Annotated in this window: 14 protein-coding genes; 2 read left to right on the forward strand and 12 right to left on the reverse strand. The window is 66.8% G+C overall.

Annotated elements, in window-relative coordinates:
* The first annotated feature begins 1 nt into the window (after position 1).
* Positions 2-823, forward strand: a complete 822-nt coding sequence (locus tag IAI54_RS14875; protein ID WP_187967949.1) for a transporter substrate-binding domain-containing protein — start codon at positions 2-4, stop codon at positions 821-823.
* Here IAI54_RS14875 and IAI54_RS14880 read toward each other — a convergent pair.
* Both IAI54_RS14880 and IAI54_RS14885 read right to left on the reverse strand, forming a co-directional pair.
* On the reverse strand, positions 799-1,635 hold the full coding sequence (locus tag IAI54_RS14880) for a sterol desaturase family protein (protein WP_187967950.1): 837 nt from the start codon (positions 1,633-1,635) through the stop codon (positions 799-801). The genes IAI54_RS14875 and IAI54_RS14880 overlap by 25 nt on opposite strands.
* Before the next feature lie 98 nt (positions 1,636-1,733).
* Complete coding sequence (locus tag IAI54_RS14885) at positions 1,734-2,150, reverse strand: tellurite resistance TerB family protein (protein ID WP_235679057.1); 417 nt, start codon at positions 2,148-2,150, stop codon at positions 1,734-1,736.
* A gap of 135 nt (positions 2,151-2,285) precedes the next feature.
* On the opposite strand from IAI54_RS14885, the gene IAI54_RS14890 reads away from it, so the two are divergent.
* Positions 2,286-3,938, forward strand: coding sequence for a lysine--tRNA ligase (locus tag IAI54_RS14890; protein ID WP_187967952.1), 1,653 nt, complete (start codon positions 2,286-2,288; stop codon positions 3,936-3,938).
* A 91-nt stretch (positions 3,939-4,029) separates the two neighbouring features.
* Here IAI54_RS14890 and IAI54_RS14895 read toward each other — a convergent pair whose 3' ends face one another.
* The 10 genes from IAI54_RS14895 to IAI54_RS14940 all read right to left on the reverse strand — a co-directional run bounded on the left by IAI54_RS14895 (position 4,030) and on the right by IAI54_RS14940 (position 13,045).
* Positions 4,030-4,848 (reverse strand): thermonuclease family protein, encoded by an 819-nt coding sequence (locus tag IAI54_RS14895; RefSeq protein ID WP_187967953.1) that lies wholly within the window; start codon positions 4,846-4,848, stop codon positions 4,030-4,032.
* A 1-nt stretch (position 4,849) separates the two neighbouring features.
* Positions 4,850-5,509: a S24 family peptidase gene (locus tag IAI54_RS14900; RefSeq protein WP_187967954.1), complete on the reverse strand. Its 660-nt coding sequence runs from the start codon at positions 5,507-5,509 to the stop codon at positions 4,850-4,852.
* Between the two features lie 80 nt (positions 5,510-5,589).
* The gene (locus IAI54_RS14905) at positions 5,590-6,213 is read right to left on the reverse strand and encodes a 2-hydroxychromene-2-carboxylate isomerase (protein WP_187967955.1); all 624 of its coding nucleotides are present in this window, start codon (positions 6,211-6,213) and stop codon (positions 5,590-5,592) included.
* Between the two features lie 103 nt (positions 6,214-6,316).
* Positions 6,317-6,526 carry a type II toxin-antitoxin system RelE/ParE family toxin gene (locus IAI54_RS29310; RefSeq protein WP_187967956.1) on the reverse strand — a complete coding sequence of 70 codons (210 nt, stop codon included), beginning with the start codon at positions 6,524-6,526 and terminating at the stop codon, positions 6,317-6,319.
* Positions 6,516-6,722 (reverse strand): hypothetical protein, encoded by a 207-nt coding sequence (locus IAI54_RS14915; RefSeq protein WP_187973402.1) that lies wholly within the window; start codon positions 6,720-6,722, stop codon positions 6,516-6,518. The genes IAI54_RS29310 and IAI54_RS14915 overlap by 11 nt, the downstream gene beginning before the upstream one ends.
* 72 nt (positions 6,723-6,794) lie before the next feature.
* Entirely contained in the window at positions 6,795-7,340 is a 546-nt protein-coding gene (locus IAI54_RS14920) for a thioesterase family protein (RefSeq protein ID WP_187967957.1), read from the reverse strand.
* Between the two features lie 287 nt (positions 7,341-7,627).
* Positions 7,628-9,844, reverse strand: a complete 2,217-nt coding sequence (locus tag IAI54_RS14925; RefSeq protein ID WP_187967958.1) for a 3-hydroxyacyl-CoA dehydrogenase NAD-binding domain-containing protein — start codon at positions 9,842-9,844, stop codon at positions 7,628-7,630.
* A 181-nt stretch (positions 9,845-10,025) separates the two neighbouring features.
* Positions 10,026-11,234, reverse strand: coding sequence for an acetyl-CoA C-acetyltransferase (locus IAI54_RS14930; RefSeq protein ID WP_187967959.1), 1,209 nt, complete (start codon positions 11,232-11,234; stop codon positions 10,026-10,028).
* A gap of 177 nt (positions 11,235-11,411) precedes the next feature.
* Positions 11,412-11,867, reverse strand: a complete 456-nt coding sequence (locus tag IAI54_RS14935) for an OsmC family protein (RefSeq protein ID WP_187967960.1) — start codon at positions 11,865-11,867, stop codon at positions 11,412-11,414.
* Positions 11,868-11,872: 5 nt separating this feature from the next.
* Entirely contained in the window at positions 11,873-13,045 is a 1,173-nt protein-coding gene (locus IAI54_RS14940; protein WP_187967961.1) for an acyl-CoA dehydrogenase family protein, read from the reverse strand.
* Positions 13,046-13,207 lie beyond the last annotated feature (162 nt).

Genomic DNA, 13,207 nt, shown 5'->3' on the forward strand with positions numbered 1-13,207 from the left:
CATGATCCGGCTCATCCTGCTGCTACTGTTGTCGATGACCTCGGCGTCGGCTCAGGAACTGACGCCGAACTTCTGGGATGCTCGGGAACGGCTGCCGAAGCCCGAGATCACCGACCTCACACGGCTGCGCTTCCTGACGACGGTCGATTTTCCGCCCTTCAACTTCCTGGACGAAGCGGGACGGCTGTCCGGCTTCCACATCGACCTCGCACGGGCCATCTGCGCGGAACTCGGCTTGGGAGAGGAATGCCAGATTCAGGCCTTGCCCTGGGCCGACCTCCCGGACGCGCTGGAGGCCGGCGAAGGGGAAGCGCTCCTCGCGGGGATCGCGATCACGCGGGAGAACCGCGATCGCTTCGCCTTCTCGCGGCCCTACCTGCAACTGCCCGCCCGCTTCGTCGCGCGGCGCGACAAGACCCTGGCAGAGCCGATGTTCCGCGCGACGGCGGGGCTGCGGATCGGGGTCCGGGACGGATCGGCACACGAGCGCATCCTGCGCGATCTCTTCCCGCAGACGAAGGTGGTCGTTTACAGCCGCGCCGACTGGATGCTCGGCGACCTGCGCGAGGGCAAGACCGATGCCGTTTTCGACGATGGCATGCGGCTGTCCTTCTGGCTGGCCGGGACGGATTCGGAGAACTGCTGCCGTTTCGCAGGCGGACCCTACCTGCTCCCCGGTTATCTGGGAACCGGCATGGCGATCGCGGTGCGACCGGAAGACGAGAAGCTCGTCGATGCGTTCGACTACGCGCTGCGGGAGATCGATGCGAAGGGCATCTTCGCGGAGCTCTACCTGCGCTATTTTCCGATCGGTTTCTTCTGACCGCCGGCTCCGGCGTTCGACCCGCGGAACGGCAGAACCAGCGCCCACCGCAGATCGGCGGTAGAGCCGTCGCGGAACTCGCGCAGGCCGATTTCCATCCCGTCGTGCCCGAGCTGCGGCTGGTCGTTGTAGGTGCCGAAGATCCTGTCCCAGAAGGGAAAGTTGAAACCGTAGTTGGAATCGGTCTCGGCAGGGATCGAGGAATGATGCACCCGGTGCATGTCGGGCGTCACGACGAACCGACGAAGCACGCGGTCGAGACCGGCAGGAAGCCGGGCGTTGGCGTGGTTGAACATCGCCATGCCGTTGAGCACGATCTCGAACACCAGCACCGCCGCGACCGGCACGCCGAGCGCCACGACGACGGCCGCCTTCCAGACCATGGACAGCACGATCTCGAGGGGGTGGAAACGCAGTGCGGTGGTGAGATCGAAGCCGGTGTCGGCGTGATGCATGCGATGGATGCGCCACAGGATCGGGATCCTGTGGCTTGCCCAGTGCTCCAGCCAGACCGCGAGGTCGAGAATGACGAAACCGAGGAGGCCGGCGATGACCGGATCCACGCCGACCCACCTGAACAGGCCGAGCTGTCGTGTCTCGGCCCAGAGCGCGGCGCCCACCGCCGCCGCCGGAAACAGGATGCGGACCAGCACCGAAGACAGAACGACCATCGCCAGATTGGTGAACCAGCGGCGGCTCTTCAGGGCGCCGCGCATCTCGGCGCGCTCGAGCCGCGGCGACCAGAGTTCGAAGGCTGCCATCGCCGCGAATATCGACAGGAAGGCCGTCAGTCGAATCGCTGCTTCGGACATCGCTCATTCCTCGCGCAGACGGTCTCCGGCTATGGACCGCCCTCAGATGACGCCTCGCCAAAACACGTCCAAGCCACGTTGCGGTGAAGCAGCGCGGCTCAGACCATTGCGCGGTGGCGGATGACGGCGGCGCGTTCGATGGCGGCGGCAGTCAGGGAATCCAGCCCAAGATGCCCGCGCAGGATCTGGAGGATGCGGAGTTCCTCGGGACGGACCTGCCGGTCGGCTGCCGCGATCTCCACCGCGAAGGCATAGGCAGTGTCGCGCAGACGTGCCGGGATCGCCTCGGCGATCGACGCGATGATGTCGTTCAGCGCGCCGTCCTGCTGCAGCAGCTGGTGGCTGCGCCGCGTGACGTCGAGCAGTTTCTCGGGATCGAAATCCGCGAAGGCCGGCATGGTCTGCACGACGGTGCCCATCTTGGCCAGTTCCCGGTCGGTCATGTTGCTGTCGGAAGCCGATACCACCACCATGATGTGGACGAGGGCTTCCTGGACGCTGGCGGGACGGATCAATTCTGGCTCCATGTCTGACGGATCTTGTCGTGCGAAGGTAGGAACCGGCCGGCCGCCCCGCAAGGAAAAACGCCGCGCGTCATTGACGCTCCCCCTGCCCCGGCCTAGAGCGTTGCACCCACCCGCAAAGAGCCGATGACCACAGCCACGCCAATGATCGACCCGTCGCCCGAAATCCTCGCAGCCGCCCGCGAAAGCAAGGCCTGGCCGTTCGAGGAAGCGAAGAAGATCATCGCCCGCTACGCCGACGGCGGCTTTCCCGAAACGGTGCTCTTCGAGACAGGCTACGGCCCCTCGGGCCTGCCGCATATCGGCACCTTCGGCGAGGTGGCCCGCACGACGATGGTGCGCCACGCCTTCCGCGTGCTGACCGAAGACAAAGTGGCGACCCGTCTGCTGTGCTTCTCGGACGACATGGACGGCATGCGCAAGATCCCGGACAACGTGCCGGACCGGTCGTTTCTGGAGCCGCACCTGCACAAGCCCTTGACCGTGGTCCCGAACCCATTCGGCGGCGACTACGAGAGCTTCGGCCATCACAACAACGCGATGCTCAGGCGCTTCCTCGACACGTTCGGCTTCGACTACGAATTCGCCAGCGCGACCGACTACTACCGGTCGGGTCGGTTCGACGACATCCTGCGGCGGGTGGCCGAGCGCTACGACGCCGTAATGGCGATCATGCTGCCGACGCTGGGCGAGGAGCGTCGCGCCACATATTCGCCCTTCCTCCCGATCTCGCCGAAGACGGGCCGCGTCCTCTACGTGCCGATGAAGAAGGTCGACGCGCAGGCCGGCACAGTCACCTTCGACGACGAGGACGGCACCGAGACGACGCTGCCGGTGACGGGCGGCAAGGTGAAGCTGCAGTGGAAGCCGGATTTCGGCGCCCGCTGGGCGGCGCTGGGGGTCGACTTCGAGATGTTCGGCAAGGATCACGGTCCGAACATGGGCGTCTACGACCGGATCTGCGAGGCGCTCGGCGGCCGCGCCCCGGAGCACTTCGTCTACGAACTGTTTCTCGACGAGAACGGCCAGAAGATCTCGAAGTCGAAGGGCAACGGGCTCACCATCGACGAATGGCTGACCTACGCCCCGACCGAGAGCCTGGCGCTCTACATGTTCCAGCGCCCGCGCCAGGCCAAGAAGCTCTATTTCGACGTCATCCCGCGCGCCGTCGACGAATACTACCAGTTCCTCTCGGCTTACAGGCGTCAGGACTGGAAGGAGCGGCTGGGCAACCCCGTCTGGCACATCCACTCGGGCGAGCCGCCGGAAATCGAGATGCCGGTCTCCTTCGCCCTGCTGCTCAACCTCGTCAGCGCGTCGAACGCGCACGAGCCCGGCGTGCTCTGGGGCTTCATCTCGCGCCACGCGCCGGGCGTGACGCCGCAGACCCATCCCGAACTCGACAGGCTGGTCGGCTACGCGATCCGCTATTTCGACGATTTCGTGAAACCGGAGAAGACCTTCCGCCCGGCGGACGAGGTCGAGCGGCAGGCGCTGCAGGCGCTGGCGGACAGGCTTGGGACCCTGCCCGACGGCGCCGACGGCGAGGCGATTCAGAATGCCGCGCTCGACGTCGCGCGCGGCATCGAGCGCTATCAGGACCATGCGAAGAAGAGCCCGACCGGCGGTCCCGGCGTGTCGGTGGCCTTCTTCCAGATGATCTACGAGGTGGTGCTCGGCCAGGAACGCGGACCGCGCTTCGGCTCCTTCGCCGCACTCTACGGCGTCGCGGAGACGAGATCTCTCATCGCAAAGGCGCTCGCCGGTACCCTCGACTGACGGCCGCGCCGCTGGGCCGGGCGGGCGGTCCAGGGGATGTGCCGTCGAGGTTTCGGGGCGGTCCGTCAACGACGGAACGAGACCATTTCGCTCAGTAGAGGCCTTTCGGCTCCGGCAGCGGCCGACGTTCGATGACGGATGGTTCGGGCTCCGCTGCCGGTGCCGCGTCGACGAGAGGCGGTGCGGCGGTGGTCGGAGCCTGCATGGCCCCGGCCGGTGCCGCGTCGCCCCCCGGCACGGGAGACGGCGGCAGCGGTGCCGGTCCCGTCCCGAACATGCCTCGGCGCGCTTCGACGGCTTCGGCCTGTTCCTCGCCATAGGGGCCGGTGCTGGATACTTTCGCCCATCCATTCGATACCAGCCACGCGCCGAGATCCTGCGATCCGACGCGGCAGCTGGCGGTGAGCATGGCGGGCAATTCGCCGTCGGGCAGGTCGCAATCGAGCGCCCGTCCGCGCAGGAAGGACCGGAACGCGGTGCGCGCGACCATGCCGCAAGGCCAGTCGCCATCGTCGCCGCTGCAGAGGCGCTCGGGCTCGAGAACCTCGATGCCTGCGATGACGATGGTCAGCCCCTCGGCCTCCATGCGTCCCGCCGCCGTTGCCACGGGGCGGAAGAACTGCGGTCTGGCGGTCCCTTCTCCGCCCGCGTCGTTCGCCGATCCGCGTGCCCTCGCACGCTCGGGCGGGCCTGCGGTTCCGAGCTCGCTCAGCGGTTCGCGCGGCGCCTCGCGTTCGAGTTCGCCGGCGTCGACCGCCGGTGGAGCGACGATCTCCGGAGCGATCTGCCGGATCGGCCGGCCGCCGTCGTCCGTCGCCTGGGCGAGCAGCAACGGGGCCGCATCGGCACGGGCGGTAGCGAACGAGACCGCGGCGAGCGCGAGGGCGGGGAAAAACCTGATTGCGGTCACCTTACTGGCTCGCCCAGACGATGCGCGCCATCCACTCGACCTGCGTGATCGGGATCACGCGGGGCTGGTGCTCGGCATTGAGGGAAAGCAGTTCCACCTGCTTCGACGTCCGTTTCGCAAGCACCTTGGCCATGACTTCGCCGAAGGTCGTCTTGACCACCACACGGTCGCCCTTCCGGATCGAGGCGCCCGGCTCCACGATCAGCACGTCGCCGTCGCGATAGAGCGGCAGCATCGAATCGCCCTGAACGCCGAGCGCATAGGCCGAATCCGACGACCGGTCCGGAATCTCCACCAGGTCCCACCCATGCCCCGCGGGGAAGCCGGCATCGTCGAAAAACCCGCCGGCCCCCGCCTGTGCGAAGCCGATCAGCGGTACGGAAGAGCGTTGGGCCGGCAAGGGCCGGTCGAGCGCCCGCGACCGTCCGCGACCGGGCTCGACCAGCGCGATGAACTCGTCGAGCGAAGCGCCCGTGGCTTCCATGATCTTGGCGAGCGACTCGGTCGACGGCCAGCGCGGTCGGCCGTCGGCGGACTGGCGCTTCGACTTGTTGAACGCAGTGGAATCGAGTCCAGCACGCTTGGCGAGGCCCGACGCCGACAGCGAATAGCGGTCGGCGAGCGCGTCGATCGCCGCCCAGACACGGTCGTGCGAGAGCATCACCGCTCTCCTTCGCAACAGGAATATATGCCTTCGCTCCGGTTCTAGCGTCCGGCGCCGGCCTTGTCCAGCGGATCGCGTCAGACGTCCGACTTGTAGGGTCCGCGTCCGGAGGACAGCGCCTCCTCGAGCAGATCCAGCCGGTCCTGCCCCCAGAAGGGTTCACCGTTCAGCACGAAGGACGGAACGCCGGTCGCATCCGCCGCGATGGCGTCGGCGGTATTGCGCGCCCGCATCTCGGCGACTTCCGCCGAGTGGGCCCGGGCGAGGACGTTCCTCGGCGCGAAACCGGAGGCCGACAGGAGATCTGCCAGCGTCGCTTCGTCGGCGATGTCTTGTTCCTGCGCCCACAGAGCGGCGAAGACGCGGCCCATATAGTCCATCGGGTCGCGGCCGTCGGCGAGGATCGCGCAGATCGTCAGGTCGGCGAGCGCGGGATTGGTGGGGAAGTGCTTCGGCCTGAGCACGATCGGCTTGCCGCGGAACGCCGCATGGCGCTGCAGTTCGATCAGCCGGTAGCGCTGGCGCACGGCCGGCCGGTCGGCGAGCCCGACCTGACCGGACACCTTGAACATCTCGCCCAGATTGACCGGCCGCACCTTCAGCGTCGCGCCATGCCGCACCGCCAGCGCGCGCGCGGCGTCGTGTCCTAGGTAGACCCACGGCGAAGCGCAGGTCAGGAAATAGTCGATGATGGCAGGCATGGGGTCACCCTTGGTCGAAAAGTGCCGGATCGGCGAGATCGCGCCATGCATGCAGCACGCGCAAGACGATGAGTTCGGCCTCCGTCGGAACATGGAAGACAATCTAGGGTGTCACCGACATCCTCCGCATCGGCATCGAGAACGGCAGCATCGCAGGCGGCCCCATGTGAGGGCGAAGCGCCAGCAACTCGATCGTCTCCTCGATGCGTCCGACGATCCTGAGTGCGGCGGCTTGATCCTGAGCGCCGATGGAGTCGGCGATATCCCTGATATCTCGGCGCGCCAGAGGCGCAAGGACCTTCCTACGCGCCAAGCGAAGCCCTCAATTCGGCAAATACCTCTTCCGCGGGGATCCCCTTCCCGGCATCGATCTCAGCGATCGCTGCTTCGAGGTCGTCACGCAGCGACATGTACTTGTCGATGAAGCGCAGGAGATCCTCGCCCAGTTTTTCTTGCAGTTCCTCAGGAAGCTGCTCGGCGGCCTTGATCGCGTTTTCCATTTTGGTCATGGAATTTGCTCCTCGGAAGAGAATAGCATCTCAACGGGCGGCGAGTAAGCCGCTTCGCGACGCGAAAGGAAGCTAATCCCGCCCCTTCGCCAGTTTGCGCAGCCCAGCATGCGAGGCCATGAAGATGCGCTCCTCCTCGCTGGGCGGCCGCGGCGCGATGCGGGCACCGAGCTCGGCGACAATGGCGTCGATCGGCACGAAGCGGCGGTTCTTGAAGTCGTAGACGCCCGCGGTCGTCATCACCAGCGCCGCCGTCTCGCCGTTCTCCAGCACGAAGCGGTGCCGGCCGATCACCTGGGTGTCCTCCCAGGTCTCGACGGTCGAGACCACCTCGAAGCGCTTCCAGAGCCGGATCTCGCGCACGTAGACCGATTGCAGCCCCCCCATCATCGGCGCCCAGCCGTTGCGGCGCGCGAGCCCGAGGAGCCCCGCGCGCAGGAAGATGTCGATGCGCCCGATGTCGGCCAGCATCATGTAGCGGGCATTGTTGAGATGCAGGTTGGTGTCGACGTCGGTCGGCAGGCAGCGGAACGCCAGCCGGCTCTCCTCGCCCATCCGGTAGGGGCCGCGCGAGCGGGCGGTCGCCGCCATTCGGGCCATGCGTCCCCAGACGTACATGAACAGCTCCTTGCAAAGCGCGGCTTAGTGCCCCGCACCTTTATTGGGAAGGGCTGGAGGGAAAGCCGCGCCGGGCCTCGCCCAAGCTGGGCGCCACCGTCAGCGTCCCCCTCCCCCTTGTGGGGAGGGGCGAGGGGTGGGGATCCGCCCGGAGGGCGAGACAAAATCCCTTGTCCACGTCGCGCCATGCGCCCCCACCCTTACCCTCCCCACGAGGGGGAGGGGGTGGCCGGCGTGGCGCCAGGCCTCCGCCCCGACGGGCCTCGGGAGCCCCTTCGGCCGAGGCCTCAGGCCGCCTTCTTCGCGGACTTGTAGGGATCGAAGCGGCCGTAGAAGGTTTGCCCCTTCTCGGCCATCTCGACGAGCAGCTTCGGTGCCTTGAACTGCGCGCCGTACTTCTTCTGCAGCTTCTTCGCCAGCGCGACGAACTCGGCGACGCCCATGCCCTCGATGTAGGACAGCGCGCCACCCGTATAGGGCGCGAAGCCGAAGGCGAGGATCGAGCCGACGTCGGCCTCCCGGGGATCGGTGACGATGCCTTCCTCCATCACGCGCGCGGCTTCGAGTGCGATCGTCACGAGGAAGCGCTGCTTCAGCTCCTCGACGTCGATCCTGTCGGGGTCCTGCTGCGTGTAGAGGTCCTTCAGCCCCGGCCACAGATGCTTCTTGGCGGGCTTCGCCGGGTAGTCGTAGAAGCCCTTGCCGTTCTTTCGGCCATGGCGGCCATGCGTGTCGACCATGGTGTTGATCAGGGCGAACTGGTCCTTGTCGACGGCCTTTTCGCCGAGGTCGCGCATCGTCTGCTTCATGATCTTCTGCGCGAGGTCGATCGCCGTCTCGTCGGTCAGCGCCAGCGGGCCGACCGGCATGCCGGCCATCTTGGCCGAGTTCTCGATCATCGCGGGCGGAACGCCCTCGATCAGCATCTGGTAGGCTTCGGCCATGTAGCGCAGCACGCAGCGGTTGACATAGAAGCCGCGCGTGTCGTTGACCACGATCGGCGTCTTCTTGATGGCCCGCACATAGTCGATGGCCACCGCCAGCGCCTTCTCCTCGGTCTTCTTGCCGAGGATGATCTCGACCAGCATCATCCTGTCGACCGGCGAGAAGAAGTGGATGCCGATGAAGTTCGCCGGCCGCGACGAGTTCTTCGCCAGTCCGGTGATCGGGATGGTCGAGGTGTTGGAGGCGAAGATGGCGTCCTTGGCGATCACCGCCTCGGCCTTCTCGGTCACGCCCTTCTTGATCTCGGAATCCTCGAACACCGCCTCGATGATCAGGTCGCAGCCGTCGAGTTGGGCATAGTCCTCGGCCGGCGTGATCAGCGACAGAAGCTTCTCCTTCTCCTCCGCCGTGGCGCGGCCCTTCTTGACGGCGTCGGTGATCAGGCTCTCCGAATGCGCCTTGCCCTTCTCGGCCGCGGCCATGTCGCGGTCGAGCAGCACGACCGGGATGCCGGCCTTGGCGGTCACGTAGGCGATGCCCGCGCCCATGAAGCCGGCGCCGAGAACGCCGATCTTCTTGAAGTTCGTCTCCGGCACGCCGGCCGGGCGGCGCGCGCCCTTGTTCAGTTCCTGCAGCGAGATGAACAGCGAGCGGATCATCATCGCCGCTTCGGTCGTCTGCATGATCTCGGTGAAGTAGCGCTGCTCGATCTTCAGCGCCGTGTCGAAGGGCACCAGGAGGCCCTCATAGACGCATTTCAGGATCGCGCTCGCGGCCGGATAGTTGCCATAGGTCTCGCGGCGCAGGATGGCGATGGCCGGCGGGAAGAGGTTGGCGCCGGCGGCCGAATAGACCGGACCGCCCGGCAGCTTGAAGCCCTTGACGTCCCAGGGCGCGGTCGCCTTGAGACCGCCCTTGATCAGGCCCTTGGCCGTCTCGACCAGCGCGTCGGGCGCGGCGACCTCGGTGATCAGGCCCATCTGCTTTGCCTTCTTCGGCGACAGCGACTGGCCCGACGTCAGCATCTGCAGCGCGCCCTGCGTGTCGGTGAGCCGGGGCACGCGCTGCGTCCCGCCCGCGCCGGGGAACAGTCCGACCTTCACTTCCGGCAGGCCCATCTTGACCTTGTCGGAATCGGCCGCCACGCGGGCATGGCAGGCGAGCGACAGCTCAAAGGCGCCGCCCATGCAGGTTCCGTTGATCGCCGATACCCACGGCTTGCCGGAGGTCTCGAGCTTGCGGAACAGCCAGTTCATGCGGCCCGCGCCGGCGAACAGCATCTTGATGGCGGCGTCCGGATCCTTCGCCTTCTCGTCCTTGAACAGCTTGAGCATGCGCTGCAGCATGGTGAGGTCGGCGCCGCCGGAGAAGCTCTCCTTGCCGGAGGTGACGACGGCGCCCTTGATCGCATCGTCGCCGGCGACCTGCTCGACGATCTTTTCCAGTTCGTCCATCACCTCCTCGGTGAAGACGTTCATCGACTTGCCGGGCATGTCCCAGGTGACGAGCGCGATGCCGTCGGCGTCGGTCTCGACCTTGAAGTTGGTGTATTTGGCCATTGGAGAAATCCCTCCTTGAAATCGGTTGCGTCAGCGGACGGAGCGCGACGGTGAAACTGCGTTCCCTCCCCCTTGCGGGGAGGGTGGCCCGAAGGGCCGGGTGGGGGTCGAGGTGAAGTGCTCGCCCTGCCCGACCCCCATCCCGGCCCTCCCGCAAGGGGAGAGAGGGTGGGGCGCGAGCCTAGACCCGCTCGATGATGGTGGCGGTGCCCATGCCGGCGCCGATGCAGAGCGTCACCAGCGCGGTGTTGAGGTCGCGCCGCTCGAGCTCGTCGAGCACCGTTCCGAAGATCATCGCGCCGGTCGCGCCGAGCGGATGGCCCATCGCGATGGCGCCGCCATTGACGTTCATCTTGTCGTGCGGGATGTCGAAGGCCTGCATGTAGCGCAGCACCACCGAGGCGAAGGCCTCGTTGAGCTCGAACAGGTCGATGTCCGACAGCTTCATCTTGGCGCGGGCGAGAAGCTTCTCGGTCACGTCCACCGGGCCGGTCAGCATGATCGCCGGCTCCGAGCCGATGTTGGTGAAGGCGCGGATGCGGGCGCGCGGCTTCAGCCCCATCGCCTTGCCGCCCTTCTTGGAGCCGAGCAGCACGGCTGCCGCACCGTCGACGATGCCGGACGAATTGCCGGCGTGGTGGACGTGGTTCACCGCCTCGATCTCCGGATAGCGCTGAACAGCGACCGCATCGAATCCGCCCATCTCGCCCGGCATGACGAAGGACGGGTTCAGCGAGGCGAGCGACTGCATGTCGGTGCCGGGCCGCATGTGCTCGTCATGCGCGAGGATCGTCAGGCCGTTCTGGTCCTTGATCTCGATGACCGACTTCTTGAACCAGCCCTTCTCCCAGGCCTTTGCGGCGCGCTTCTGGCTCTCGACCGCATAGGCGTCGACATCGTCGCGCGAGAAGCCGTACTTGGTGGCGATGAGGTCCGCCGAGATGCCCTGCGGCACGAAATAGGACGGGATGCCGACCGAGGGGTCCATGAACCAGGCGCCGCCCGACATGCCCATGCCGACGCGCGACATGGATTCCACGCCGCCCGCGATCACGATGTCGTCCGAACCGCCGGCGATCTTGGCCGCGCCCACATTGATGGCGTCGAGGCCGGACGCGCAGAAGCGCGACAGCTGGATGCCGGGCGCCTCGGTGGCATATCGCGCCTCGAAGGCCGAAGCGCGCGGGATCACCGAGCCCGCCTCGCCGACCGGGTCGACGCAGCCGAAGACGATGTCGTCGACCTGGCTCGTGTCGAGCCCGTTGCGGTCGCGCACCGCCTCCAGCACCTTCGCGCCGAGCCGCACCGCCGGCACTTCGTGCAGCGATCCGTCCTTCTTGCCGCGGCCGCGCGGCGTGCGCACGGCGTCGTAGACATAAGCGTCAGCCATCGGAAGTCTCCTCTTTGGTGCGGCCGCTCCAGGGCTGCCGCTGGTTCGTGTTCTTCGTCCTGGCAGCTGACTGGTCCCGAAAGCCCTCTGCCAGCCGTCAAATCCTCCCGTCGATCCGGGAACTGCCCCGGAGGGGCGGCGTGTCGTCGCCGATATGGGAACCGCGCGTGGCGCGATCTACCCCTGCGGCTCGACCGTCACCACGGTCGTCACCGAATTGGCGATGAAGCAGGCGTCGTGCGCCTTGTGGTGCAGCTCCGCGAGCTGGGCGGCGTCGGCCGCGACCTCGACCTTCGGCCGCAGCCGGACCGTCAGGATCGCGGTCCGCCCTTCGGCATTCCTGCCCATCTCGCCCACCGCCTCGTCGCGGTAGGACTGGACGTCGAGCCCCGCGCGGCGCGCGAAGTCGAGGAACCACAGCATGTGGCAGGAGGCGAGCGAGGCGACGAACATCTCCTCGGGATCGACCGCCATCTCCGACGAGAACTGCGCCGGCACGTTCTGCGGCGCCCCCGACGCCTGGATCGTCGTGCCGCCGTCGAAGGCGATCTCGTGCACGCGGGTGTAGCGGCCGAGCGTGAAGTGGTCGTCCTCGTCCTGGCGCCAGGTGATGGTGGCGGTGTGCTGCGACATGGTCCTCACAGCCCCCGCGCGATCAGGAGCTTCATGATCTCGTTCGTGCCGCCATAGATGCGCTGAACGCGCGCGTCGCGCCACATGCGGGCGATGGCGTATTCGTTCATGAAGCCGTAGCCGCCATGCAGCTGCACGCACTCGTCCATCACCTTGCCCTGGAGGTCCGACAGCCAGTACTTGGCCATGGAGGCGGTCGAGGGATCGAGCCCGCCGGCGACGTGGCGGGCGACGCAGTCGTTGTAGAAGACGCGACCGACGGTGGCCTCCGTCTTCAGCTCGGCGAGCTTGAACTGGGTGTTCTGGAAGTCGATGATCGCCTTGCCGAAGGCCTTGCGCTCCTTGACGTAGTCGATGGTGATCGCGAGCGCCTTCTCCACAGCCGCGATCGCCGTGCCGCCGATCTGCAGCCGCTCCTGCGGCAATTGCTGCATCAGCTGGACGAAGCCCTGGCCTTCCTCGGTGCCGAGCAGGTTGGCCGTCGGGACGCGCACGTCGTCGAAGAAGAGCTCGGAGGTGTCGTTCGACTTGAGCCCCACCTTGTCGAGATTTCGGCCGCGGCGAAAACCGTCGACCTCGTCGGTCTCGACCACGATCAGCGAGGTGCCCTTGGCGCCCCTGGCCGGATCGGTCTTGGTGACCACGACGATCAGGTTGGCGAGCTGGCCGTTGGTGATGAAGGTCTTGGAGCCGTTGATGCGGTAGTGGTTGCCGTCCTTCTCCGCGCGGGTCTTGATGCCCTGGAGATCGGAACCGGCGCCAGGCTCGGTCATGGCGATGGCGCCGATGAGTTCGCCCGTCGCCATCCTGGGCAGCCATTTCCGCTTCTGCTCTTCCGAGCCGTAGTGGAGGATGTAGGGCGCCACGATGGAATTGTGCAGCGCGATCCCGAAGCCGTCGACGCCGACATGGCTGATCGCCTCGATGATGGCGCTCTCATGCGCGTAGGTGCCGCCCGATCCGCCATATTCCTCCGGCATGGAGGCACAGAGGAGTCCATTCGCGCCGGCCTTCTTCCAGCTCTCGCGATCGAAGATTTCGGCCTTCTCGAACTCTTCGTAGCGCGGCGCGATCTCGGCCTCGAGAAACTTCGTCGCCATGTCGTAGAGCATGGCGACGTCCTCGCCGGCCCAGGCGGGCTGCGGCAGGCCGAGGACGGATGCGGGGCTGGTGGTCATGACGTTTCCTCCAAGCTGGCGCAGGACCCTTTGCGCCCATCGAACGCCGGCCGCAAGAGCCGCGGACCGTGCCGGCGGGCGCAGCGCGCAGCCCTGCGCCTCGTTTCCCGCCCACCGGTATCCCATTCCGCCATAAAGTTCAACATTGAACAGTCTGGCGAC

It is taken from the genome of Aquibium microcysteis (assembly GCF_014495845.1).
Lineage (GTDB): Bacteria > Pseudomonadota > Alphaproteobacteria > Rhizobiales > Rhizobiaceae > Aquibium > Aquibium microcysteis.